This window comes from Cereibacter johrii (assembly GCF_001720585.1).
Taxonomy (GTDB): domain Bacteria; phylum Pseudomonadota; class Alphaproteobacteria; order Rhodobacterales; family Rhodobacteraceae; genus Cereibacter_A; species Cereibacter_A johrii.
In genome coordinates this window covers 1-20,729 of record NZ_MABH01000036.1, presented here as the reverse complement: position 1 = coordinate 20,729, position 20,729 = coordinate 1, and the positions used below count along the sequence as shown (strand labels likewise).

Sequence of the window (20,729 nt, the reverse complement as noted above, 5' to 3'; positions counted from 1 at the left end):
GATGATGCGCTGCCTCGTCCTTGCGCTCTGCCTGCTGGCCGGCCCGCTTTGTGCGGCCGAACGGACGGTGCCGGCCGAGGCCGGGGCGCTGAAATCCGCCGTCGCCGGGGCCGCCCCCGGCGACGTGCTGATCCTTGCGCCGGGCCGCCACGAGGGCCCGGTGCTGCTCGACCGGCCGCTCACGCTTCTGGGCCGCGAGGGCGCGGTGGTGGATGGCGGGGGCCGGGGATCGGTCCTCACCGTCACCGCGCCCGACGTCCGCATCGCCGGGCTCGAGATCCGCGGCTCCGGCTCGTCGCACGAGGAGATCGATGCGGGCGTGCGGCTCCTGAAGGGGGCCATGCGGCCGGTGGTCGAGGACAACCGCCTGTTCGGCAACCTCGTGGGCGTCGACATCCACGGCGCCACCGACGCGCGGGTCAGCCGCAACCTGATCGTGGGCCGCGAGGATGCGCGCATGAACGCGCGCGGCAACGGCATCTATGTCTGGAACGCGCCGGGCCTGATCGTCGAGGAAAACGACATCAGCCTCGGGCGCGACGGGATCTTCGTGAACGTCTCGGACCGCAACATCTTCCGCAACAACCGGATGCGGAACCTGCGCTTCGCCATCCACTACATGTATGCCCACCACTCCGAGGTGACGGGCAACATCTCGATCGGCAACCATCTCGGCTATGCGCTGATGTATTCGCACCACCTGACGGTGACGGACAACCTCAGCCTGCGCGACCGCGACCACGGGGTGATGCTGAACTACGTCAACAATGCCGAGGTGGCGCGCAATCTGGTGCGCGGCGGCACCGGCAAATGCACCTTCATCTACAATGCCCACCGCAACGTCATCCACGACAACCGCTTCGAGGGCTGCGGCACAGGCATCCACTTCACCGCCGGATCCGAGCGCAACATGCTGACCGGCAACGCCTTCGTGGGCAACCGCACGCAGGTCAAGCATGTGGGCACGAAACTTGTCGAGTGGAGCCACGAGGGCCGCGGCAACTTCTGGTCGGACCATCCGGCCTACGATCTCGACGGAGACGGGATCGCCGACGCGACCTTCCGCCCGAACGACCTGATGGACCATATCCTGTGGTCCCAGCCCGCGGCCGCGCTGCTGGTGGGCTCGCCCGCCGTGCAGCTCATCCGCTGGAGCCAGGCGAGCTTCCCCGCGACCCTGCCCGGCGGCGTGCGCGACTCGCATCCGCTGATGGCGCCCATCGACATTCCCGTGCCCGACGACGTGGCCCGCCTCGAGGCGGCCGTGCCCCCCTGGCCGCAAGGAGAGACTTCCGATGCTGACACTCTCGCAGGTCACTAGGACCTTCGGCGGGCTGACCGCCCTCGACGCGGTGAGCTTCGCCGTGGCCCCCGGCGAGCGCGTGGCGCTTCTGGGCCACAACGGCGCGGGCAAGTCCACGCTGATGAAGCTGGTGCTGGGGCTGATCGCGGCCGACGGCGGCCGGATCTCCGTGGGCGGCCACGCGCCGGGCAGCCATGCCGCGCGCGCGCTCACCGCCTACCTGCCCGAGAATGCGGCCTTCCATCCCGCGCTGACCGGGGCCGAGACGCTGCGCTATTATCTGCGCCTGCGCGGCGAGGATCCGGCCAAGGCGGGGGCGCTTCTTGACCGCGTGGGGCTCGGCCCTGCCGCGCAGCGCCGGATCGGCACCTATTCCAAGGGGATGCGGCAGCGCGTGGGCCTTGCGCAGGCGCTGATCGGCCATCCCCGGCTTCTGGTGCTCGACGAGCCGACGAGCGGCCTCGACCCGGTGTCGCGGCGCGATTTCTACGCGCTTCTGGCCGAGCTGGCCGCGGACGGGGCCGCAATCCTTCTGTCCTCTCACGCCCTGACCGAGGTCGAGGCGCGCACCGACCGGATCGCGATCCTCTCGGGCGGGCGGCTGATGGCGAACGACACGCTGGCCAATCTCCGGCGGCAGGCGGCGCTGCCGATCCGGCTGCAGGTCTCGGCCCGGCCGGGGGCCGCGGACGAGGTGGCCCATCGGCTGCAGGGCGGGCGGCGCAACGGCGTTCTGGTCGATCTCTCCTGCCGGCCCGACGAGAAGCTCGACCGGCTGGGCGCGATCACCGCGCTCGGGCCCATGGTCGAGGATGTCGAGATCCTGCCGCCGAGCCTCGAGGACCTTTACACCCACTACAGCCGGAGGCCGTCATGAGCCGCATCCTCGCATCCGCCGCGGCCGAGGCGCGCATCGCGCTGCGCAACCGCTGGGTCGCCATCGTCGTGGGGCTGATGGCGGTCTTCTCGCTCGTGCTGTCGGCCGCGGGTTCGGCGCCCACCGGGGTGCTCGGCGCCGACCGGCTGTCGGTGACGGTGGCGAGCCTCACCAGCCTCGCCGTCTATCTGGTGCCGCTGGTGGCGCTTCTGATGTCCTTCGACGCGGTGGCGGGCGAGGTCGAGCGCGGCACGCTGCCGCTCGTGCTCACCTATCCCGTCTCGCGGGCCGAGCTGCTGATGGGCAAGTTCGTGGCGCATCTGGCGATCCTTTCGCTGGCCGTGGCGGTGGGCTACGGGCTGGCCGCGGCGGCCGCGCTCGCGGTCGATCCGGGGGCGCTGGCGGGGCTGCCCGCGCTGTTCCGCCTGTTCTGGAGCTCGCTCCTGCTGGGCGCGGCCTTCCTTGCCGCGGGCTATGCGGTCTCGGCGCTGGCCCGGCGGCCGGGCGCGGCCGCGGGCATGGCGATCGGGCTCTGGCTCGGGCTGATCGTGCTGTGGGATCTGGGGCTTCTGGCGGCGGTGGTGGCCGACGACGGCGGCGCCTTCACCACCCATGTCTTCCCGTGGCTCCTGCTCGGCAATCCCGCCGATGCCTTCCGGCTCTACAATCTCGCGGCCTCCGAGGCCACGGCCGCCGCCGCCGGCGTGGGCGGGGCCGCGGCGGCGATCCCGCCGCTTCAGGCGCTGGCCTCGGTCCTCCTCTGGCCGCTGGTGGCGCTGGGGCTGGCGGTGGCCGCCTTCCGCCGGGTGACGCCATGAGACGGCTGGCCCTCGCGCTCCTCCTCCTCCTCGCCGCCTGCCGCGAGGAGACGGCGCGTCCCGATCCCGTGGCCCTCACCCCCGAGGCGGTGGGCCATTACTGCCAGATGAACCTGCTCGAACATCCCGGCCCCAAGGCGCAGGTGCATCTCGACTTCGGCCCGCCGCTCTTCTTCAGTCAGGTGCGCGATGCGCTGGCCTACCAGCGGATGCCCGAGCAGAGCGCGGCGATCCTCGCGGTCTATGTCAACGACATGGGCGCCCCCGGCGCGAGCTGGCAGACGCCGGGCGCCCTGAACTGGATCCCGGCCGAGGGCGCTTCTTACGTCGAGGGCTCGGACGCGGCAGGCGGCATGGGCGCGCCGGAGCTCGTCCCCTTCGCCGAGGCCGCCGAAGCCGAAGCCTTCGCCGCGCGCCACGGCGGGCGGGTGGTCACGCTGGACGATGTTCCCGACGAGGCCCTGCTCGCGCCCGCCGAGGCCGGCGACGAGGCCGATTACGAACAGATGCTGGGCCGCCTTCCGGCTCCGGCCACGGAGTGACGCCATGAACCGCCGCCGTTTCCTGACCATCGCCGCCGCCTCGGCCGCGGTCCTCGCCGGCCCCGCCGAGGCCGCCCCGCCGCTTGCGCGCATCCGCGGGCAGGCTTTGGGAACCCGGGTCGAGATCCTGCTCGCCCACCCCGAGGCGCAGGCGATCGGCGCCCGGGCCATGGCCGAGATCGCGCGGCTGGAGGCGATCTTCAGCCTGCACCGGCCGTCCGAGCTTCTGCGGCTGAACGAGACCGGGCGCCTTGCCGCGCCCGCCTTCGAGCTGCTCGACTGCCTGACGCTCGCGGGCCGCGTCCATGCGGCGACGGGCGGGCGCTTCGATCCCACCGTCCAGCCGCTCTGGCAGCTCCATGCCGCGCGCTTTGCCGCGGGGGCGGCCCCCTCGGCCGAGGAGATCGAGGCGGCGCAGGCCTGCACCGGCTGGGAACGCGTGGTTTTCGACGCGGACGAGGTGCGGCTCGGCCGCGGCATGGCGCTGACGCTGAACGGGATCGCGCAGGGCTATATCGCCGACCGCGTGGCGGCGCTCCTCGCCGCCGAGGGGCTGCAGGATGTGCTGGTCGATACGGGCGAGCTGGCGGCTCCGGCGGGCCGTCCGGGAGGGGGCGGCTGGCCGGTGACGCTGGCCGAGGAGGCGGGGCATCTCGAGCTGCGCTCGGCCGCGCTCGCAAGTTCGGCGCCGCTCGGCACGACCTTCGATGCGGAGGGCAGGGCGGGCCATATCCTTGACCCGCGGACGGGCAGGCCGGGCCTCGCCCGCTGGCGCCTTGTCAGCGTGACCGGCCCGAGGGCGGCGCTCGCCGATGCGGCAAGCACCGCCTTCTGCCTGATGGACCGGGCGGAGATCGAGGCGGCGCTGGCCGCGCTGCCGGGCCTCCGCCTCGTGGCCCTGGTCTGACCTCCTCCGGAGGCGGCCCGGAGGCCGGTCACGTCCTGTCCTTTGGCCGCCGCCGCTCTTCCCGCCCGATCCCGACCGCGGCGAGGCTGCCCGGATCGGGCACCACCTGCCCGGGCCGGAGCGACGGCCTCGCCGCGACCGTGCGCCTTCCCGCCTGACCGGCGCGGCGTGAAGGCGGCGCCGCATTCGCGGCTCTCTCGGGCGGGGCCTTGGCGCCTTCCGCTCATCCGCGAGGAACTTCTGGCGCAAGGCTCCAATCTTTCCCGCCGCGGCGCCGATTTTGGTGAGAAGCGGCGCCCGGCTTCTCCTATCCTTGGGGCGGGACGGAGGAGACGACCATGCAGGCTGAGTTGAAGGCGATCGAGCAGCGGCTCTTGTGGCTGTCGCACTGGATGATCCACCATGCGAACCACATCCGGCCGAAGGTCGACGGGATCAAGGTGGGCGGCCATCAGGCCTCGTCCGCCTCGATGGTCTCGATCCTGACCGCGCTCTATTTCTCGGCGCTGCGTCCCGAGGACCGGGTGGCGGTCAAGCCCCATGCCGGGCCGCTCTTCCATGCGATGCAGTATCTCATGGGCAATCTCGACCGCGCGAAGATGGAGAATTTCCGCGGCTACGGCGGGGGGCAATCCTATCCGAGCCGCACCAAGGACACGGACGACGTGGATTTCTCGACCGGCTCGGTCGGGCTCGGGGTGGCCATCACCGCCTTCGCCTCGCTGATCCAGGATTATGTCCGCGCCAAGCCCTGGGGCGCCGATGTGGCGCCGGGGCGGATGATCGCGCTGATGGGCGACGCCGAGCTCGACGAGGGCAACATCCACGAATGCCTGCAGGAGGGCTGGAAGCACGGGCTGCGCAACTGCTGGTGGATCGTCGATTACAACCGCCAGTCGCTCGACGGGGTGGTGCAGGAGGGGCTCTGGAGCCGGATCGAGGGCCTCTTCACCGCCTTCGGCTGGGAGGTGGTGCGGCTCAAGCACGGCGTCCTGCAGCGCGCGGCCTTCGCCGAGCCGGGGGGCGAGCGGCTGCGCGCCTGGATCGACGGCTGCCCGAACGACCTCTATTCCGCGCTCACCTACGAGGGCGGTGCGGTCTGGCGCGCGCAGCTGATGGAGGATCTGGGCGATCAGGGCGAGGTCAATGCGCTGATCGGCCGCCGCAGCGACGAAGAGCTGGCGCTGCTGATGGAGAACCTCGGCGGCAATTGCGTGGACACGATGGCCGAGGCCTTCGCCGCGGTGGATCACGACCGGCCGACCTGCTTCCTCGCCTACACGGTCAAGGGCTGGGGCACGCCCATCGCCGGGCACAAGGACAACCACGGCGGGCTGATGACCAAGGCGCAGATGGCCGACTGGCAGCGCCGCATGGGGGTGCCCGAGGGGCAGGAATGGGAGCCGCTCGCGGGCGTTGCGGATCCCGAGGCGCTGCGGCGCTTCCTGCGCTCCGTGCCCTTCTTCGCGGCGGGCCCGCGGCGGACGACCGACGCGCCCCTCGCCGTGCCGCCGATCGCGCTGTCTTCCGAGCGCGAGATCTCGACCCAGGCGGCCTTCGGCAAGATCCTCGACGAGCTTGCCCGCGGCGACAGCCCGCTGGCCGCGCGCATCGTCACCACCTCGCCCGATGTCACCGGCACCACGGGCCTCGGCCCCTGGGTGAACCGCCGCGGCCTGTTCGCCCGCGCCCCCCGCGCCGACCGCTTCCGCGAGCGGCGCATCGCCTCGACCGCGAAATGGGACGCGGGCCCCGAGGGCCAGCATATCGAGCTCGGCATCGCCGAGATGAACCTCTTCCTGACCCTCGGCGCGGCGGGCCTTTCGCATGCGCTCTTCGGGCGGCGGCTCATTCCGGTGGGCACGGTCTACGATCCCTTCGTCTGCCGCGGCCTCGATGCGCTGAACTATGCCTGCTATCAGGATGCGCGCTTCCTGATCGCGGGCACGCCCTCGGGGGTGACGCTGGCCCCCGAGGGCGGCGCGCACCAGTCGATCTCGACGCCGCTGATCGGCATGGCGCAGGACGGGCTCGCGGCCTTCGAGCCCGCCTTCGTGGACGAGCTGGCCGTCATCATGGAGTGGGCCTTCGACTATCTCCAGCGCGACGGCCACGAGGGGCGGGATCCCCGCACCTGGCTCCGGGATGCGACCGGCGGCTCGGTCTATCTGCGGCTGACGACGAACCCGCTCGAGCAGCCGGGGCGGCGGCACGACGATGCCTTCCGGCAGGGCGCGGTGGACGGCGGCTACTGGCTGCGCCCGCCGGGCAGCAACTGCGAGGTGGTGATCGCCTATCAGGGGGCGGTGGCGCCCGAGGCGATCCGCGCCGCGGGCCAGATGGCCGAGGCGCGCCGCGACGTGGGCGTGCTGGCCGTGACCTCCGCCGACCGGCTGAACGCGGGCTGGACCGCGGCGCAGCGGGCGCGCGCCCTGGGCGAGACCGGGGCCAGCGCCCTTGTCGAGCGGCTGCTGGCCGATGTGCCGCGCGACTGTCTGATCGTCACGGTGATCGATGGCCATCCGGCGACGCTGGCCTGGCTCGGCGGGGTGCGCGGGCACCGCACGCTCTCGCTCGGGGTCGAGCATTTCGGCCAGACCGGCACCATCGGCGATCTCTACCGCCATTTCGGCATCGATGCCCGCAGCATCGTCGAGCGGGTCTCGGGGCTGACGGAGGGCCGCCGGATCCCCGCGCGGGCCTGACGGGGGCGGGGCGGTCAGACCAGACGGGACTGGCGCCCCTTCACCCGGCGGATCGGGATCGAGGATTCGAGCGAGGCCACGCCCGGGATCTTCGTCAGCCGCCCGGTCAGGAACCGCTCGTATTCCGCAAGATCCGCCACCGCGATCCGCAGGAGATAGTCGCGGTTGCCGGTCATCAGCCAGCAATCGACCACCTCGGGGCAGAGCGCGATGGCCTTCTCGAAGGTGGCCAACTGGTCGCCGATCTGCCGGTCGAGCTTGACCGAGACGAAGACCGAGAAGCCGAAGCCGAGGCGCGCCTCATCCAGAAGCGCGGTGAAGCCGGTGATGTAGCCCGCCTCCTCGAGCATCCGCACCCGGCGGGCGCAGGGCGTGGGCGACAGGCCCACCCGGTCGGCCAGCTCGCGATGCGTGAGCCGCCCGTCCTCCTGCAGCTGCGCGAGGATACGGCGGTCGAGCGGGTCGAGCGTCTTGCCCATGCGGCTCCTCCGGTCAGGCGGGCACGGTCAGCGGTGCGCGGTAGCTTTCGAAATTGCCGCAGACGCCGATCATCTGGCCCGAGACATGCGGCGCGAGATCCGAGGCGAGGAAGGCCGCCATGTCGGCCACCTCTTCCATCTGCACCATCGAATGCATCGAGATATTGTGCAGGAAGAGCCGGGTATATTCCTCGGGCGACAGGCCGCGCTCCCGCGCCTGCTCGGCGATGATGCGCCGCCCCCGCGGCCCGTCGACCAGCCCCGGCAGGATCGCATTGACCCGCACGCCGATCTCGCCCAGCTCGATGGCGAGCGTCTCGGTCAGGCCGCGCACGGCATATTTCGACACCGAATAGGGCAGGCGCAGCGGCATCCCCACGCGGCCCGCGACCGAGCCCATGTTGATGACCGCGCCCCCGCCCGCCGCGCGGAAGAGCGGCACGGCCGCGCGCACCATGTAGAACATCGCCGTGATATTGACGGCGAGCGTGTCGTTCCATTCGGCGTCGGTGATCTCGGCCACGGGGCGGGTGGGCCCCGAGACGCCGGCATTGTTGACGAGGATGTCGAGCCCGCCGAACCGCTCGACCAGCCGGTCGACCACATCCTGCACGTCGGCCGAGCGCGCGACGTCGGCCCGCAGGATCAGCGCCTCGGGCAAAAGCGCCTGCGCTTCGGCGATGGCCGTCTCGGAGATGTCGCAGAGGCAGAGCCGCGCGCCCAGATCCGCGAAACGGCGGGCGATGGCGAGGCCGATGCCTCCTGCGCCCGCGGTGATGAGGGCGGTCTTTCCGGTCAGGTCCATGGCTCAGCTCTCGCTCGGTTCGGCCCGGCGCCGGCCGCGCCGCGGCGTGGCGGCTGCCGGAGGCGTGGCCTCGTTGATGACATCCACGTTCCGGCGGAAATAGCGGGCCGAATGCCAGATGTCGCCGGCGATGGCGCGGGCCGCCGCCGTGGGGGTGCCGCGCTCGCAGGCGGCGATGATCCGTTCGTGAAAGAGGGTGCCCGCGCGCAGGAAGGGCGTCGGATTGTCCAGCTTGCGGTGGGCGTTCATCAGATAGGGCCCGGCCCGCAGCCACAGCCCGTTGATGATGTCGAGAAGCTGCGGCATCTCGGCGCTCTCGTAGAGCGTGAAATGGAAGGCGCGGTTGGCGGTCATCACGGCGGTGGGCACGCCCTCCTCGACGCCCGCCTTCATCTCGAGGTTGATCTCGCGCAGGCGGGCGATGGTCTCGGGCGTGATGCGCCGCACCGCCTGATTCGCGGCAAGCCCCTCGACCGCCATCCGCACCCGCATGAGCTCGCGGAACATGGCGGCCGTGAAGGGGGTCACGCAGAAGGTCCGATTCGGCAGCTGCGTCAGCGCATGTTCCGCCACGAGGCGCTGCAGCGCCTCGCGCACGGGCATCGGGCTCGTGCCCAGCATGGCGGCCAGATTGCGGATCGTGAGGCTCTCGCCCGGCAGGAGCTTGCCGGTGAACAGCGCCTCGCGGAGGCGGTTATAGACCTGAAGCTGGATCGTCACCGATTCGATCTGACCGAGATCTGCCGTCATGCTTCCCCACCCCTCACGCCGGGTCCCGGTGCCCGCTCCGACTCATCGATAGCACAAAGTTCCCGTACCGCAAATTGAGATCACAGATCACGATTTTGGTTGACCGACGCCCGGTAAGCGGGAAGTGTGGCAGCGGGAGACGACGGTAAGCGGCTTGGGAGGGCCTCACTTCATGTCGGTGGGAGTGATTGGAACCGGCTTCGTCGGCCGGGGCTGGGCGATCTGTCTGGCCCGCGCCGGGCACGAGGTCCGGCTGTGGGATCCGGCGCCCGACGCCGCCGAGGCCGCCCGCGCCTATATCGCCGAGATGCTGCCGGATCTGGCGGCCGCGGATCTGCTGGGCGGCCGCGCCCCCGAGGCCGTGCTGGAGCGGATCCGCGTCGCCCCGGACATGGCCACGGCCCTGCGCGGCGCCCGCCACATCCAGGAAAGCGCCCCCGAGGATCTGCTCCTGAAGACCGCGCTCTTCGCCGAGCTCGACGCGCAGGCGGATCCGGACGCGGTGATCGCAAGCTCTTCCTCGGCGCTCCTGCCCTCGGCCTTCACCGCGGGGCTCGCGGGGGCCGCCCGCTGCCTCGTGGCCCATCCGGTCAATCCGCCGCATCTCATTCCGCTGGTCGAGCTGGTGCCGGCCCCCTGGACCGCCGAGGAGACGCTGGCCCGGACCGAGGCGCTGATGCGCGAGATCGGCCAGAGCCCGGTGCGGCTCGAGCGCGAGGTGGATGGCTTCCTGCTGAACCGGATCCAGGCCGCGGTGCTCGACGAGGCCTTCCGGCTGGTCGATGCGGGCCTGGCCTCGGCCGATGCGGTGGATGCCTGCCTCCGCGACGGTCTGGCGATGCGCTGGGTCTTCATGGGCCCGTTCGAGACCATCGACCTGAACGCGCCCGAGGGCGTGCGGGACTATGTCGCCCGCTACCAGCCGATGTTCCGCAGGCTCACCGACACGATGCGGGAAAGCGCCGACTGGTCCGGCCCGGTGCTCGACCGGATCGAGGCCGACCGCCGCGCGCGCCTGCCGCAGGAGGCGCTGCGCGCCCGGCAGATGTGGCGCGACCGCCGGCTGATGGCGCTCGCCGCCTTCCGCCGTCAATCCCTGCAATCCTAGGAGCCCCGCATGGCCAAGCCCGATCCGGTCATCATCACCTGCGCCGTGACAGGCGGCATCCATACGCCGTCCATGTCGCCGCACCTGCCGATCACGCCCGACGAGATCGTGGCCGACGCGCTCGGCGCGGCCGAGGCCGGCGCCTCGATCCTGCATCTTCATGCCCGCAACCCCGAGGACGGACGCCCCGACCAGACGATCGAGGGCTTCATGCGCTTCCTGCCGCGGCTGAAGCAGGCCACGAGCGCCGTCATCAACCTGACCTCGGGCGGCTCGCCGCACATGAAGCTCGAGGAGCGGGTGAAGCCCGCGGCCCAGCTGAAGCCCGAGGTGGCCTCGCTCAACATGGGCTCGATGAACTTCGGCCTCTTCCCGCTGATCGAGCGCTACCCGGACCTGAAATACGACTGGGAGCGCACGCATTTCGAGGCGACGCGGGATGTGGTGTTCCGCAACACCTTCAAGGATATCGAATATATCCTCACCTCCTGCTCGGCCAACGGCACGCGCTTCGAGTTCGAGTGCTACGACATCTCGCATCTCTACAATCTCGCGCATTTCGTGGACCGCGGCCTCGTGAAGCCGCCGTTCTTCGTCCAGTCGGTCTTCGGGATCCTCGGCGGCATCGGCACCCATCCCGAGGATGTGGCGCACATGAAGCGGACGGCCGACCGGCTGTTCGGCGCCGATTACCGCTGGTCGGTGCTGGGCGCGGGCTCGGCGCAGCTGCGCATCGTGGCGCAGGCCGCGGCCATGGGCGGCAACGTGCGGGTGGGGCTCGAGGATTCGCTCTGGGCCGGCCGCGGCCGGCTCGCCACCTCGAGCGCCGAGCAGGTGCGCCTTGCGCGCAAGATCATCGAGGGTCTGGGGCTCGAAGTGGCCAGCCCCGACGAGGCGCGCCGGATGCTCGCGCTGAAGGGCGGAGCCGACGTCGGCTTCTGAAAGCACGTCATCGCATGTGAGGCCGGCCCTGCCGCCTCACCGTCAAGGGGGAGGAAACGCTCATGAAAAGAAGAACCGTTCTGAAGAGCTTCGCCGGAGCCGCCGCGCTTCTGGGGATGAACGCCACCTACCTGCGCGCCCAGTCCGGGCCGATCCGCGTCGGCGCGGCCTTCGCGCTGAGCGGCGTGGGGGCGCCCGTGGGCAAGCAGATGCTGGCCGGGACCGAAGTGGCGGCCATGCAGATCAACAAGGCCGGAGGCCTTCTCGGCCGCGAGGTCGAGCTCGTGATCCGCGACGACAAGTACAACAGCTCGGAATCGGTCGCCGTGGCGCGCGAGCTGGCGGGCGACGGGATCAACCTCCTGCTCGGCGGCTCGCAGACCGTAACGGCGCTCGGCCTCGCCCCGCTCGCGCCCGAGCTGAACATGGCCGTCATCATCGTGGCGGCGGCCGGCATGCCGGTCACGCACGAGCTCTTCAACCCCAACATCTTCCGGGCCACGGCCAACAACTACACGCAATACAGCTCGCTCGGCCGGGTGCTGATCGAGCAGAACCCCGACGTCCGCACCTGGGTGTCGCTCGCCCCCGACGGCGATTTCGGGCGCGACTCGGCGCTCTTCTTCGGCAAGGCGGTCGAGAAATATGCGCCGGGCGAGAAGCCCACGGTGCTCGACACGATCTACACGCAGGCCACCGCCACCGACTTCCGCACCCAGATCAACCAGCTCATGAGCTCGGATGCCGAGGGGCTCTATATCGGCATCGCGGCCTCGGCGCAGATCAGCTTCTTCCAGCAGGCGCGCAGCGTCGGCCTCTACGACAAGTTCAAGGCCATCGGCGAGGTGGGCAACGGCGACATCACCGGCAAGGCGATGGGGCGCAACACGCACCCGAACCTCTGGTCGGTCTGCCACTGGATCCACAATGCCGAGCCCTTCGCGAGCAATCCGGTGAGCAAGCAGCTCTTCGAGGATTATGTGACGCTCAAGGGCGACGAGATGCCCTCGGCGCAGGTGGCGGCGGGCCACCGCGCGGCCATGGCGATCTTCGAGGGCATCCGCGCCGCGGGCTCGACCGAGACCGAGGCGGTTCTCGCGGCCATCGAGGATGTGGAATTCGAGACGGTGGGCGGCCCGGTCAGCTTCCGCAAGGAAGACCACCAGCTGGTGAACACCAACTACTATTCCCAGATGGGCCCCTCGCGCGAGGATCCCTTCTTCGCCTTCAACAAGGTGGTGAGCATCGATGCGGCCGAGATGATCGAGCCCGCCACGCCCGGCAAGCCGTTCGACATCTCCGAGCTGCCGCAATGAGCTCGCAGGCCGTCTTCGTCCTGTTCAACGGCATGGCGCAGGGGATGGCCTTCTTCCTCGTCGCGGCGGGCCTCACCTGGGTGTTCGGGATCCTCAAGATCCTGAACCTCGCCCACGGCGCCTTCTTCATGCTGGGCGCCTATATCGCCTACAGCGTGGGAGGCGCCTGGCCGGCCTCGATCTGGACCTTCCTCGCCGTGGCGCTCGTCGCCGCGGCGGCGGTGGGGGTGCTCGGCTATCTGACGGACGTGCTGGTGCTGCGCCGGCTGCGCAACGTCGACTACCATTACGCGCTGATCGCGACCTTCGGGCTGATGCTCTTCTGCGAGGGGGTGGCGAAAGCCATCTGGGGCACCGACTATTTCGCCGTCATGCCCCCGCCCGAGGTCGACCGCGCCATCGTCGTCGGCGGCTCCTACATCTCGGTCTACACGCTCTTCGTGATCGGCACCGGGCTTGCACTCTATGCCGCGCTCGAGATCGTCATGCACCGCACCTGGGCCGGCAAGATCATGCGCGCGGTCTCGAACGATCCCTGGATGGCCGGCACGGTGGGCATCAACGTGCCCCTCGTCCTGATGCTGTCGGTGGTGGCGAGCTTCGTGCTGGCGGGCTTTGCGGGCGGCGTCCTCGTGCCGAACCAGGCGCTGTCGCCGCATGTGGGGGCCTCGTTCGTGCTCTATGCCTTCATGGCGGTGGTGATCGGCGGGCTCGGCAGCATCCGCGGCACCTTCCTCGCCTGCATCCTCCTCGGCATCGTCGAGAGCGCCAACGCCACCTTCATGGCGCAATATGGCGGGATCGCGATCTACATCCTCCTCGCCGTCGCGCTCGTGTGGAAACCGAACGGCCTCTTCCCCGCACAAGGAACGACCTGATGTCTGAAGCCTCCCTCGCCGCGGCAGAGGGCCGGCGGAGCGGCACCGAGACGCGTCTCGGGCTCCTGTGCCTGGCCGTGCTGGTGGTCCTGCTGTTTCTCGCGCCGGGCCTCGTGAACCCGGGCATCCTCTTCGTCATCGGCATGACGCTGATCCAGGCGGTCTTCGCTTTGTCCTGGAACCTGCTCTTCGGCTTCACCGGGCTCGCGAGCTTCGGCCATGCCGGCTTCTTCGCCATCGGCGCCTATTTCACCGGGGCGGCGCTGCGCTACGATTTCCACCTGCCGTTCCTTGCCGTGCTGGCGGTGGCGGGCCTCCTCGGTGCGCTGGTGGCGCTGGCCATCGGGGTCGTGGCGCTGAAGCGGCTGACGGGGATCTTCCTTGCGGTGCTGACCGTGGCGCTGACCGAGGCCATGGCCAAGATCATCGGCTTCTCGCCCGCGCTGGGAGAGCAGGACGGGCTGGGCAACATCCCCCGTCCGGTGATCGATCTGGGCCTGTTCCGGATCGACCTCACCCATGGCGACGATTATTACCGCTTCCTCGTCGTGGCCACCGTCCTGATCGTGGCGGCGCTCTGGTGGGTGGTCCATTCGCGCCTCGGCCGCACCTTCCGCGCGATCCGCGAGGATGCCGACCGCGCCCGCTTCGTGGGCATCGACGTGGCGCGCTACCGGGTGATCTCCTTCATGATCTCGGGCGGCACCGCGGCGCTCGCGGGCGCGCTCTCGGCGCCGCTGACCCGGATCGTGACGCTCGATCAGGTGAACTGGCTCGCCTCGACCCAGCCGATCCTGAACTCGCTTCTGGGCGGCTTCACCTCCTTCTGGGGGCCGATCGTGGGCTCGGCGGCCTTCAGCACGATCAACTACTTCACCCGCGGCTTCCCGGGCCTGTCCGAGATCATGGTGGGCGGCATCCTCGTCGTCGTGATCCTCGTGGCGCCCACGGGCATCCTCGGGCTTCTGGGCAAGCTGCGCCGGCGCGCGCTCGGCAAAGGAGGCCGCAAATGACCGGCACCCCCCTCCTGACCGCCACCGACCTGCGCGTGAGCTACGGTGCCTTCGAGGTCATCAAGGGCGTGAGCCTCTCGGTCGATGCGGGCGACGCGCTGGCCATCATCGGCCCGAACGGGGCGGGCAAGTCCACGCTCTTCAAGGCGCTGACCGGCGAGATCTCCTGCCGGAGCGGCGAGGTGCGCTTCCTCGGCAAGGATGTGACCGCGTTGCCCGCCCATCTGCGCACCGCCGAAGGCATGGGCCGCACCTTCCAGGTCTCGCGGGTGTTCCTCGAACTGACGGCGCTCGCCAATGTGATCGTGGCGCTCGAATCCCGCCAGCGCTGCAAGAAGCGGGGGCAGGGACGCTGGTGGCGCGCGGCCCCCGAGCCCGCGCTGGTGGAGGAGGCGGGGCATCTCCTGTCGCAACTGGGCATCGCCCATCTGCGCCACGAGGTCGCCGCCACCATCTCGCACGGCGACCGCAAGCGGCTGGAGCTTGCCCTCGCGCTCGCGCTCGATCCGCTGATCCTCATGCTCGACGAGCCCACCGCCGGCATGGCCCCCGCCGACCGGATGCATATCGTGGATCTGATCCTCTCCATCCGCGCCGAGAAGGGCGTGGCCGTCATCATGACCGAGCACGACATGGACGTGATCTTCTCGATCTCCGAGCGGGTGATGGTGCTGAACTACGGCGAGGTGATCGCCGCCGGCACCGTGGACGAGGTGCGCAACAGCCAGACGGTGCGCGAGGTCTATCTGGGCAAGGACATGTATCATGCTGAAGGTTGAGCGGCTGGATGCCTTCTACGGCCAGAGCCACATCCTGCACGGGATCGACCTGTCGGTGGACGAGGGCCGACGCACGACCGTGCTGGGCCGCAACGGGGCCGGCAAGTCCACGCTGCTGAAATCCATCACCAATTCGGGGCCGAAGGTCGAGGGCACCGTTGCCATCGAGGGCCGCCCGCTCGGCAGCCGCGCCTGGTTCCGCCGCGCCAAGGACGGCGTGGCCTTCGTGCCCGAGGACCGGCGCATCTTCACCCACATCACGGTGGAGGAGAATATCGAGCTCGGCCGGTTCGGTGCCTCGGCGGCCCGCCCGGTGGTGCCGGCGGCCCAGATCTACGAGTGGTTCCCCATGCTCGGTCCGCTGCGCGCGCGTCTCGGCGGCCAGCTCAGCGGCGGCCAGCAGCAGATGCTGGCCGTGGCCCGCGCCGTGGCCGCGCGGCCGCGCCTCCTGCTCCTCGACGAGCCGACCGAGGGGCTCGCCCCCGTCATCGTCGAGGATCTGGCGAAAATCGTGGCCCGGATCTGCGACGAGCTGGGCATCACCCTGCTTCTCGTCGAGCAGAACATCTGGTTCGGCCGCCAGACGACCGACCGGGTCTATGTGCTCGACACGGGATCGGTCGTCTTCTCGGGCTCCTGGGCCGAGTTCGACCGGGACGAAACCATCCGCAACCGCCATCTGGCGCTTGCCTGACACATCTCTGGGAGGAGACATCATGACCAGGTTCGAAGGACGGACCGCGCTCGTCACCGGCGGCGCGAACGGGATCGGCCGCGCCAGCGCGATCGCATTCGCCGAGCAGGGCGCCCGCGTGGGCATCCTCGACATCGAGGAGGGCCCGCTGGCCGAGACCGCCGAGGCGATCCGCGCCAAGGGCGGGCGTGTGACGACCGTCGTCACCGACATGCGCGACCGCGCGGCCGTCAAGGCTGCCATCGGCCAGGTCGAGGCCGAGCTCGGGCCGATCGACCTGCTTCTGAACAACGTGGGCCAGACAGCGCGCAAGAATGCCTCGGAATTCCTCGATTCCGTGCCCGAGACCTGGGACTTCGTGGTGGATCTGAACCTCATGGTGACTTTCTACGTCACCTGGACGGTCGCCAAAGGCATGAAGGAGCGTGGCTTCGGCCGCATCGTGAACATCTCGTCGGACTCGACGCTGGTGGGCGAGCGCAGCATCGTCGATTACGTCGCGGCGAAATCGGGCGTCTCGGGCTTCACCCGCGGGCTTGCGCGCGAACTCGCCCCCTTCGGCATCACCGTGAATGCGGTCGCCCCCGGCGTGACCAACACGCGCGGCCCGAAGCAGCTGCCGAAGGAGGTCTACGATGCGGCGCTGGCCGAGATCCCGCTCGGCCATCTGGCCGAACCCGAGGATATCGCCAATGCGATCACCTTCCTCGCCAGCCAGGAGGCGCGCTGCATCACCGGGCAGATGCTGACCGTCAACGGCGGCCGGATCTTCTACTGAGGGGCGCGAGATGCTGCACAATACCGGAAGCCACTGGATCTATTACGATCTGATCGGCGCGCCCGACGCGCCGGTCGTCTGCATGAGCCACTCGCTGACCTCGGACCACGGCATGTGGGCCGAGCAGGTGCCCGCCCTGCTCGAAGCCGGGTTCCAGGTGCTCAGGATCGACACCCGCGGCCATGGCGGCAGCAGCGCCTCGCCCGGCGACTACCGGATCGAGGAGCTGGCGGGCGACGTGCTGTCGGTGCTCGACGCGCTCGGGTTCGAGAGCGGCGTCCACATGATCGGCCTGTCGATGGGCGGCATGATCGGGCAGGTGATCGCGGCCGACCATCCCGGCCGGCTCGCCTCGCTCATGGTCTGCTGCTCGGCCTCGAAATGGATGGGCGACACCGAGCTGATGAGGGGGCGGATCCGCGCGGTGAGGGAGTCCGGTACGCTCGAGAGCATCGTCGCGGCCAACATGGAGCGCCGCTACGGCCCGGGCTTCCGCGAGCGGCGCCCGCTGCGGTGGGAGGCGCTGCGCCAGACCTTCCTCGGCACCAAGCTCGACGGCTATTTCGGCTGCATGAACGCCTGCCTCACCCACAATGTCGAGCCGCGGCTGGGGCAGATCGACATTCCGGTGCTGGTGGTGGCGGGCTCCGAGGATCCGACCACGCCGCCGGCCGACAACCGGCTGATCGCCTCCTGCATCCCCGGCGCGCGCTACGAGGAGATCGCGGGCGGCTATCACTTCCCGAACGTCGAGTTCGACGGCGAGTTCAACCGGATCATGCTGGACTGGCTGAAGGACCGGCGCGGCTGAGACCCGCCCGCGCAAGGGCCCGGACCCCGCGGGGGTCCGGGCCTTTTCGTCAGTGGAAGGTGCGGCCGTTGTCGATGGCGAGCGCCACGCCCGTGATGGCCGAAGCCTCGTCCGACATCAGGAACAGGATGCCCGCCGCGATCTCCTCGGGCTGGGCCAGACGGTTCATCGCATAGACCGCGGCCAGCGCCTTGCGGCCCGCCACATCGTCGGGCGCGACACCCTGATCGGTCATCGGCGTCTCGGTCGCGCCCGGGCAGATGATGTTCACCCGCACCGCAGGCGCCAGCTCCTTGGCGATGCTCTTCGAGAACATCATCACCGCGGCCTTCGAGGCGGCATAGGCCGAGCCGGTCAGCGAGGGCAGGAGCGCCTGCGCCGAGGCGATGTTGACGATCGCGGCCTTCGGCTCCTTGCGCAGCCACGGCAGCGCCGCCTGACAGACGAGGAAGGTCCCCGTCAGGTTCACATCCACCACACGGCGGAACTCCTCGACGCCGATATCGTCCACGGTCTTCATGGTCAGGATGCCCGCCGAATTGAGCAGCCCGTCGATGCCGCCGAGCGCCTCCGCCGCGCGGGCCACGACGGTCTCGACCGCCGCCTCGTCGGTCACGTCGAGACCGAAGACATGGCCCCCCGTCTCGTCCGCCGTCACCTGCGCCGCCGCCTCGTCGCGGTCGATCAGCGCCAGCGTCGCCCCCTCGCGCGCGAACTGGCGCGCGGCCTCGCGGCCGATGCCCGAGCCTGCTCCGGTGATGACGATCTTGCGGCCTGCCAGACGTCCGGTCATGATGAATCCTCCCTTTCTCCGCACCTTGCGGAACCGGCCCGACTGTCGCGCGCAAGGCGGCCGGGATGCCAATACCTTCGGCTGGCCCGGCCGATGCCGCTGAGGTATTAGATGCTCCAGACTCGTCATTTCCGCTACTTCCTGGCCGTCGCGGAAGAGCTGAACTTCCACCGGGCGGCCGAGCGGCTGAACCTGTCGCAGCCCGCGCTCTGGCGGCAGATCCGCGATCTGGAGGCCGAGATGGGCACGCCGCTGCTGGAGCGCGAGCCGCGCGGCATCAGCCTCACGCGGGCGGGCGCGGCCTTCCTCGAGGATTGCCGCGACATTCTCGAACGGGTCGAGAATGCCCGGCTCCGGGCGCGGCGCATCGCACAAGGAGAGCTCGGCACGCTGCACATCGGCTTCAACGAGATCGCCGGCCGCCGCCCCGAGATGCCGCGCTTCCTGCAGGCCTTCCGCCGCGCCTTCCCCGAGGTGAGCCTCCAGCTCCATTTCCTCATGTCGCAGCTTCAGGTCGATGCGCTGCGCGGCGGCAGCCTCGATGCGGGCTTCCTCCTGCGCCCGCGCGGCGAGCGGACGGACTTCCAGACGCTGCGGATCGGCGAGGACGACTATGCCCTGGCCCTGCCGCGCGATCATCCGCTGACCCGGCGGGAGGGGATCCGCCTCACGGATCTGTCGGATCAGGCGCTGATCCTGCCCAACCCGCGCAACAATGCCGTGATCTACGACCGGCTGATGACGCGGCTGCGCGATGCGGGCGTGTCGGCGCGGATCGCGCAGGTCGCCGACAACGAGAACACGATCATGAATCTCGTCGATGCGGGCATGGGGCTTGCCTTCCTCAACCTGTCCTTCCGCCCGCCCGAGCCCAGCGGGGTGGTGCTCAGACCCCTGGCCGATCTCACCATGCCCGTCGATCTGGAGCTGGTCTGGCGCGGCGCCAATACCAATCCGGCGCTGGCCCATCTGGTCGAGCTGGTGCGCGCACAGGCCGAGGCGCCCCCGGCCTGAGCCGATGCCCGCAAGGTATCGTGGACGCGCCCAGACGGCATTTGCCGCCGCCAGCACTCCGGCGTCTCATGGGGACGGAGGAGGTCCGCACGGGTTCGGGAGGAGCATCGGGGCGGACTGCGCAACAGCAGAGAGAAGCCATGAACCAGCAGAACACGATCTCCGCAGCTCCTGCGGACACGATGGCCGAACGGGCCCGCGCCATCGCCCCCCTCGTGCGGGCCGAGGCTCTGGCCTCGGAACAGCTCGGCACGATGACGCCCAAGGTGGTGCAGGCGATCAAGGAGGCGGGCCTCTTCTGGATGCTCCTCGAGCGCAAGGTGGGCGGCGCCCAGGCCGACATGGCCGATTGCATGCGCGCCTGGGAAGAGATCGCCGCCGCCGACGCCTCGGCCGGCTGGTCGCTGATGGCCAATTCCACCGGCACCGCCGTTCCCTACGCCTATTGCAGCGAGGAGGCGGTGGCCGAGATCTACGGCGGCCCCGAGCTGCCGATCATGGCCGGGATGCTCGGGCCGGGCGGCTCGGCGAAGGAGACCGACGGCGCGCTTCACGGCAGCGGCAAGTATCGCTTCGGCAGCGGCTCGCTCCATGCGACCTGGATCGGCGCGGGCATGTTCGTGATGGACGAGGGCGGAATGCGCAAGCTGCCCGACGGAAGCCCCGTCGTGCGCGTCTGCTGGCGGCCGGCCTCGGAGGTCACGTTCGACAACGAATGGAACGTGCTCGGCCTGCGCGGCACGGGCAGCGTCGATTACACGCTCGAGGAGGCCACGATCCCCGCGGGCTTCCACCACGAGCGCGCGATCCAGCGCGGCCTGCGCGACTGGCGGCTCTACGACATCGGCATCCCGGGGCTTGCCTGCGCGGGCCACACCGGGGTGGCGCTCGGCCTGATGCGCCGCGCGCTGGAAGAGATCACCCGCATCGCCTTCGGCAAGAAGCGCCCCGCCTATCAGACCGTTCTGGGCGACCAGCAGGTCTTCCGCCACGATTTCGCCTATCACGAGGCGAGCTATCACGCGGCGCGCGACTTCACCCTGCGCTTCTATGCCGAGATCCAGGAGTATCTGGAGGCGGGCGGCGAGCTCACCCCCGCCATGCGCGCGCGCTTCCGGCAGAACTGCATCTATGTCCACAAGGTCGCGGCCGAGGTCGTGCGCTTCTGCTACACGATGGGCGGCTCCGAGGCGCTGCGCGAGCCGAGCGATCTCGGGCGCTGCATGCGCGACATGTATGCCGCGACCCAGCATATCTTCGTCGACACGATCGCCATGCAGGACATCGCGGTGCCGATCCTCGCCGAATGGAGAGAGCAGGCCGCCCAGCAATGAGCGGCCCCTTCGACCTGACGGGCCGGGTCGCCGTCGTCACCGGGGCCGGTCGCGGCCTCGGCGCGGCGATGGCCGAGGCGCTG

At 70.1% G+C, this 20,729-nt stretch carries 21 protein-coding genes; 17 read left to right on the top strand and 4 right to left on the bottom strand.

The genetic code is table 11. The features are described 5' to 3' along the window. Position 1: 1 nt before the first annotated feature. The 6 genes from A9O63_RS02165 (at position 2) to A9O63_RS02140 (ending at position 7,152) form a co-directional block, all read left to right on the top strand. Positions 2-1,321 (top strand): nitrous oxide reductase family maturation protein NosD, encoded by a 1,320-nt coding sequence (locus tag A9O63_RS02165; RefSeq protein ID WP_069330457.1) that lies wholly within the window; start codon positions 2-4, stop codon positions 1,319-1,321. Beyond that, positions 1,296-2,180, top strand: a complete 885-nt coding sequence (locus A9O63_RS02160; RefSeq protein ID WP_069330456.1) for an ABC transporter ATP-binding protein — start codon at positions 1,296-1,298, stop codon at positions 2,178-2,180. The genes A9O63_RS02165 and A9O63_RS02160 overlap by 26 nt, the downstream gene beginning before the upstream one ends. Then, a complete protein-coding gene (locus A9O63_RS02155; protein WP_069330455.1) occupies positions 2,177-2,998 on the top strand; it encodes an ABC transporter permease in 822 nt (273 codons plus the stop codon). The genes A9O63_RS02160 and A9O63_RS02155 overlap by 4 nt, the downstream gene beginning before the upstream one ends. Then, positions 2,995-3,540 carry a nitrous oxide reductase accessory protein NosL gene (locus A9O63_RS02150; RefSeq protein ID WP_069330454.1) on the top strand — a complete coding sequence of 182 codons (546 nt, stop codon included), beginning with the start codon at positions 2,995-2,997 and terminating at the stop codon, positions 3,538-3,540. Before A9O63_RS02155 ends, A9O63_RS02150 begins: the two co-directional genes overlap by 4 nt. Positions 3,541-3,544: 4 nt before the next feature. Further along, on the top strand, positions 3,545-4,447 hold the full coding sequence (locus A9O63_RS02145; RefSeq protein WP_069330453.1) for an FAD:protein FMN transferase: 903 nt from the start codon (positions 3,545-3,547) through the stop codon (positions 4,445-4,447). A gap of 338 nt (positions 4,448-4,785) precedes the next feature. Then, positions 4,786-7,152 carry a transketolase gene (locus tag A9O63_RS02140; protein WP_069330452.1) on the top strand — a complete coding sequence of 789 codons (2,367 nt, stop codon included), beginning with the start codon at positions 4,786-4,788 and terminating at the stop codon, positions 7,150-7,152. Positions 7,153-7,166: 14 nt separating this feature from the next. Here the strand turns inward: A9O63_RS02140 and A9O63_RS02135 are convergent, their stop codons facing one another. From A9O63_RS02135 to A9O63_RS02125, 3 genes are read right to left on the bottom strand one after another with little or no spacing between them, the layout of a single operon-like run. Further along, positions 7,167-7,631, bottom strand: a complete 465-nt coding sequence (locus A9O63_RS02135; protein WP_069330451.1) for an Lrp/AsnC family transcriptional regulator — start codon at positions 7,629-7,631, stop codon at positions 7,167-7,169. A 13-nt stretch (positions 7,632-7,644) separates the two neighbouring features. Next, a complete protein-coding gene (locus A9O63_RS02130) occupies positions 7,645-8,436 on the bottom strand; it encodes an SDR family oxidoreductase (RefSeq protein ID WP_069330450.1) in 792 nt (263 codons plus the stop codon). A 3-nt stretch (positions 8,437-8,439) separates the two neighbouring features. After that, the gene (locus A9O63_RS02125; protein ID WP_002725050.1) at positions 8,440-9,186 is read right to left on the bottom strand and encodes a GntR family transcriptional regulator; all 747 of its coding nucleotides are present in this window, start codon (positions 9,184-9,186) and stop codon (positions 8,440-8,442) included. A gap of 172 nt (positions 9,187-9,358) precedes the next feature. On the opposite strand from A9O63_RS02125, the gene A9O63_RS02120 reads away from it, so the two are divergent. The 9 genes from A9O63_RS02120 to A9O63_RS02080 all read left to right on the top strand — a co-directional run bounded on the left by A9O63_RS02120 (position 9,359) and on the right by A9O63_RS02080 (position 17,505). Then, the gene (locus A9O63_RS02120) at positions 9,359-10,294 is read left to right on the top strand and encodes a 3-hydroxyacyl-CoA dehydrogenase (RefSeq protein WP_069330449.1); all 936 of its coding nucleotides are present in this window, start codon (positions 9,359-9,361) and stop codon (positions 10,292-10,294) included. 9 nt (positions 10,295-10,303) lie between these two features. Then, a complete protein-coding gene (locus tag A9O63_RS02115; protein WP_069330448.1) occupies positions 10,304-11,236 on the top strand; it encodes a beta-keto acid cleavage family enzyme in 933 nt (310 codons plus the stop codon). A gap of 62 nt (positions 11,237-11,298) precedes the next feature. Beyond that, positions 11,299-12,552: an ABC transporter substrate-binding protein gene (locus A9O63_RS02110; protein WP_069330447.1), complete on the top strand. Its 1,254-nt coding sequence runs from the start codon at positions 11,299-11,301 to the stop codon at positions 12,550-12,552. Next, positions 12,549-13,430: a branched-chain amino acid ABC transporter permease gene (locus tag A9O63_RS02105; protein ID WP_069330446.1), complete on the top strand. Its 882-nt coding sequence runs from the start codon at positions 12,549-12,551 to the stop codon at positions 13,428-13,430. The genes A9O63_RS02110 and A9O63_RS02105 overlap by 4 nt, the downstream gene beginning before the upstream one ends. After that, positions 13,430-14,443 (top strand): branched-chain amino acid ABC transporter permease, encoded by a 1,014-nt coding sequence (locus A9O63_RS02100; protein WP_069330445.1) that lies wholly within the window; start codon positions 13,430-13,432, stop codon positions 14,441-14,443. The genes A9O63_RS02105 and A9O63_RS02100 overlap by 1 nt, the downstream gene beginning before the upstream one ends. Next, complete coding sequence (locus tag A9O63_RS02095) at positions 14,440-15,222, top strand: ABC transporter ATP-binding protein (protein WP_069330444.1); 783 nt, start codon at positions 14,440-14,442, stop codon at positions 15,220-15,222. Before A9O63_RS02100 ends, A9O63_RS02095 begins: the two co-directional genes overlap by 4 nt. Then, a complete protein-coding gene (locus A9O63_RS02090; protein ID WP_069330443.1) occupies positions 15,209-15,916 on the top strand; it encodes an ABC transporter ATP-binding protein in 708 nt (235 codons plus the stop codon). The genes A9O63_RS02095 and A9O63_RS02090 overlap by 14 nt, the downstream gene beginning before the upstream one ends. 22 nt (positions 15,917-15,938) lie before the next feature. After that, positions 15,939-16,694, top strand: a complete 756-nt coding sequence (locus tag A9O63_RS02085; protein WP_002725033.1) for an SDR family NAD(P)-dependent oxidoreductase — start codon at positions 15,939-15,941, stop codon at positions 16,692-16,694. Between the two features lie 10 nt (positions 16,695-16,704). Continuing rightward, positions 16,705-17,505 (top strand): alpha/beta fold hydrolase, encoded by an 801-nt coding sequence (locus A9O63_RS02080; protein WP_069330442.1) that lies wholly within the window; start codon positions 16,705-16,707, stop codon positions 17,503-17,505. Between the two features lie 49 nt (positions 17,506-17,554). Here A9O63_RS02080 and A9O63_RS02075 read toward each other — a convergent pair whose 3' ends face one another. After that, a complete protein-coding gene (locus A9O63_RS02075; RefSeq protein ID WP_069330441.1) occupies positions 17,555-18,298 on the bottom strand; it encodes an SDR family NAD(P)-dependent oxidoreductase in 744 nt (247 codons plus the stop codon). A 111-nt stretch (positions 18,299-18,409) separates the two neighbouring features. Between A9O63_RS02075 and A9O63_RS02070 the strand changes: the two genes are divergently transcribed. Together A9O63_RS02070 and A9O63_RS02065 are read left to right on the top strand one after the other, a co-directional pair. Beyond that, positions 18,410-19,312, top strand: coding sequence for a LysR substrate-binding domain-containing protein (locus A9O63_RS02070; RefSeq protein WP_069330440.1), 903 nt, complete (start codon positions 18,410-18,412; stop codon positions 19,310-19,312). 140 nt (positions 19,313-19,452) lie between these two features. Continuing rightward, positions 19,453-20,646, top strand: coding sequence for an acyl-CoA dehydrogenase family protein (locus A9O63_RS02065; protein ID WP_069330439.1), 1,194 nt, complete (start codon positions 19,453-19,455; stop codon positions 20,644-20,646). The last annotated feature ends 83 nt before the right edge of the window (positions 20,647-20,729 follow it).

Coding starts and splice junctions, on each gene's coding strand:
- A9O63_RS02165 (WP_069330457.1), top strand. CDS start 2: ATGATGCGCTGCCTCGTCCTTGCGCTCTGCCTGCTGGCCGGCCCGCTT.
- A9O63_RS02160 (WP_069330456.1), top strand. CDS start 1,296: ATGCTGACACTCTCGCAGGTCACTAGGACCTTCGGCGGGCTGACCGCC.
- A9O63_RS02155 (WP_069330455.1), top strand. CDS start 2,177: ATGAGCCGCATCCTCGCATCCGCCGCGGCCGAGGCGCGCATCGCGCTG.
- A9O63_RS02150 (WP_069330454.1), top strand. CDS start 2,995: ATGAGACGGCTGGCCCTCGCGCTCCTCCTCCTCCTCGCCGCCTGCCGC.
- A9O63_RS02145 (WP_069330453.1), top strand. CDS start 3,545: ATGAACCGCCGCCGTTTCCTGACCATCGCCGCCGCCTCGGCCGCGGTC.
- A9O63_RS02140 (WP_069330452.1), top strand. CDS start 4,786: ATGCAGGCTGAGTTGAAGGCGATCGAGCAGCGGCTCTTGTGGCTGTCG.
- A9O63_RS02135 (WP_069330451.1), bottom strand. CDS start 7,631: ATGGGCAAGACGCTCGACCCGCTCGACCGCCGTATCCTCGCGCAGCTG.
- A9O63_RS02130 (WP_069330450.1), bottom strand. CDS start 8,436: ATGGACCTGACCGGAAAGACCGCCCTCATCACCGCGGGCGCAGGAGGC.
- A9O63_RS02125 (WP_002725050.1), bottom strand. CDS start 9,186: ATGACGGCAGATCTCGGTCAGATCGAATCGGTGACGATCCAGCTTCAG.
- A9O63_RS02120 (WP_069330449.1), top strand. CDS start 9,359: ATGTCGGTGGGAGTGATTGGAACCGGCTTCGTCGGCCGGGGCTGGGCG.
- A9O63_RS02115 (WP_069330448.1), top strand. CDS start 10,304: ATGGCCAAGCCCGATCCGGTCATCATCACCTGCGCCGTGACAGGCGGC.
- A9O63_RS02110 (WP_069330447.1), top strand. CDS start 11,299: ATGAAAAGAAGAACCGTTCTGAAGAGCTTCGCCGGAGCCGCCGCGCTT.
- A9O63_RS02105 (WP_069330446.1), top strand. CDS start 12,549: ATGAGCTCGCAGGCCGTCTTCGTCCTGTTCAACGGCATGGCGCAGGGG.
- A9O63_RS02100 (WP_069330445.1), top strand. CDS start 13,430: ATGTCTGAAGCCTCCCTCGCCGCGGCAGAGGGCCGGCGGAGCGGCACC.
- A9O63_RS02095 (WP_069330444.1), top strand. CDS start 14,440: ATGACCGGCACCCCCCTCCTGACCGCCACCGACCTGCGCGTGAGCTAC.
- A9O63_RS02090 (WP_069330443.1), top strand. CDS start 15,209: ATGCTGAAGGTTGAGCGGCTGGATGCCTTCTACGGCCAGAGCCACATC.
- A9O63_RS02085 (WP_002725033.1), top strand. CDS start 15,939: ATGACCAGGTTCGAAGGACGGACCGCGCTCGTCACCGGCGGCGCGAAC.
- A9O63_RS02080 (WP_069330442.1), top strand. CDS start 16,705: ATGCTGCACAATACCGGAAGCCACTGGATCTATTACGATCTGATCGGC.
- A9O63_RS02075 (WP_069330441.1), bottom strand. CDS start 18,298: ATGACCGGACGTCTGGCAGGCCGCAAGATCGTCATCACCGGAGCAGGC.
- A9O63_RS02070 (WP_069330440.1), top strand. CDS start 18,410: ATGCTCCAGACTCGTCATTTCCGCTACTTCCTGGCCGTCGCGGAAGAG.
- A9O63_RS02065 (WP_069330439.1), top strand. CDS start 19,453: ATGAACCAGCAGAACACGATCTCCGCAGCTCCTGCGGACACGATGGCC.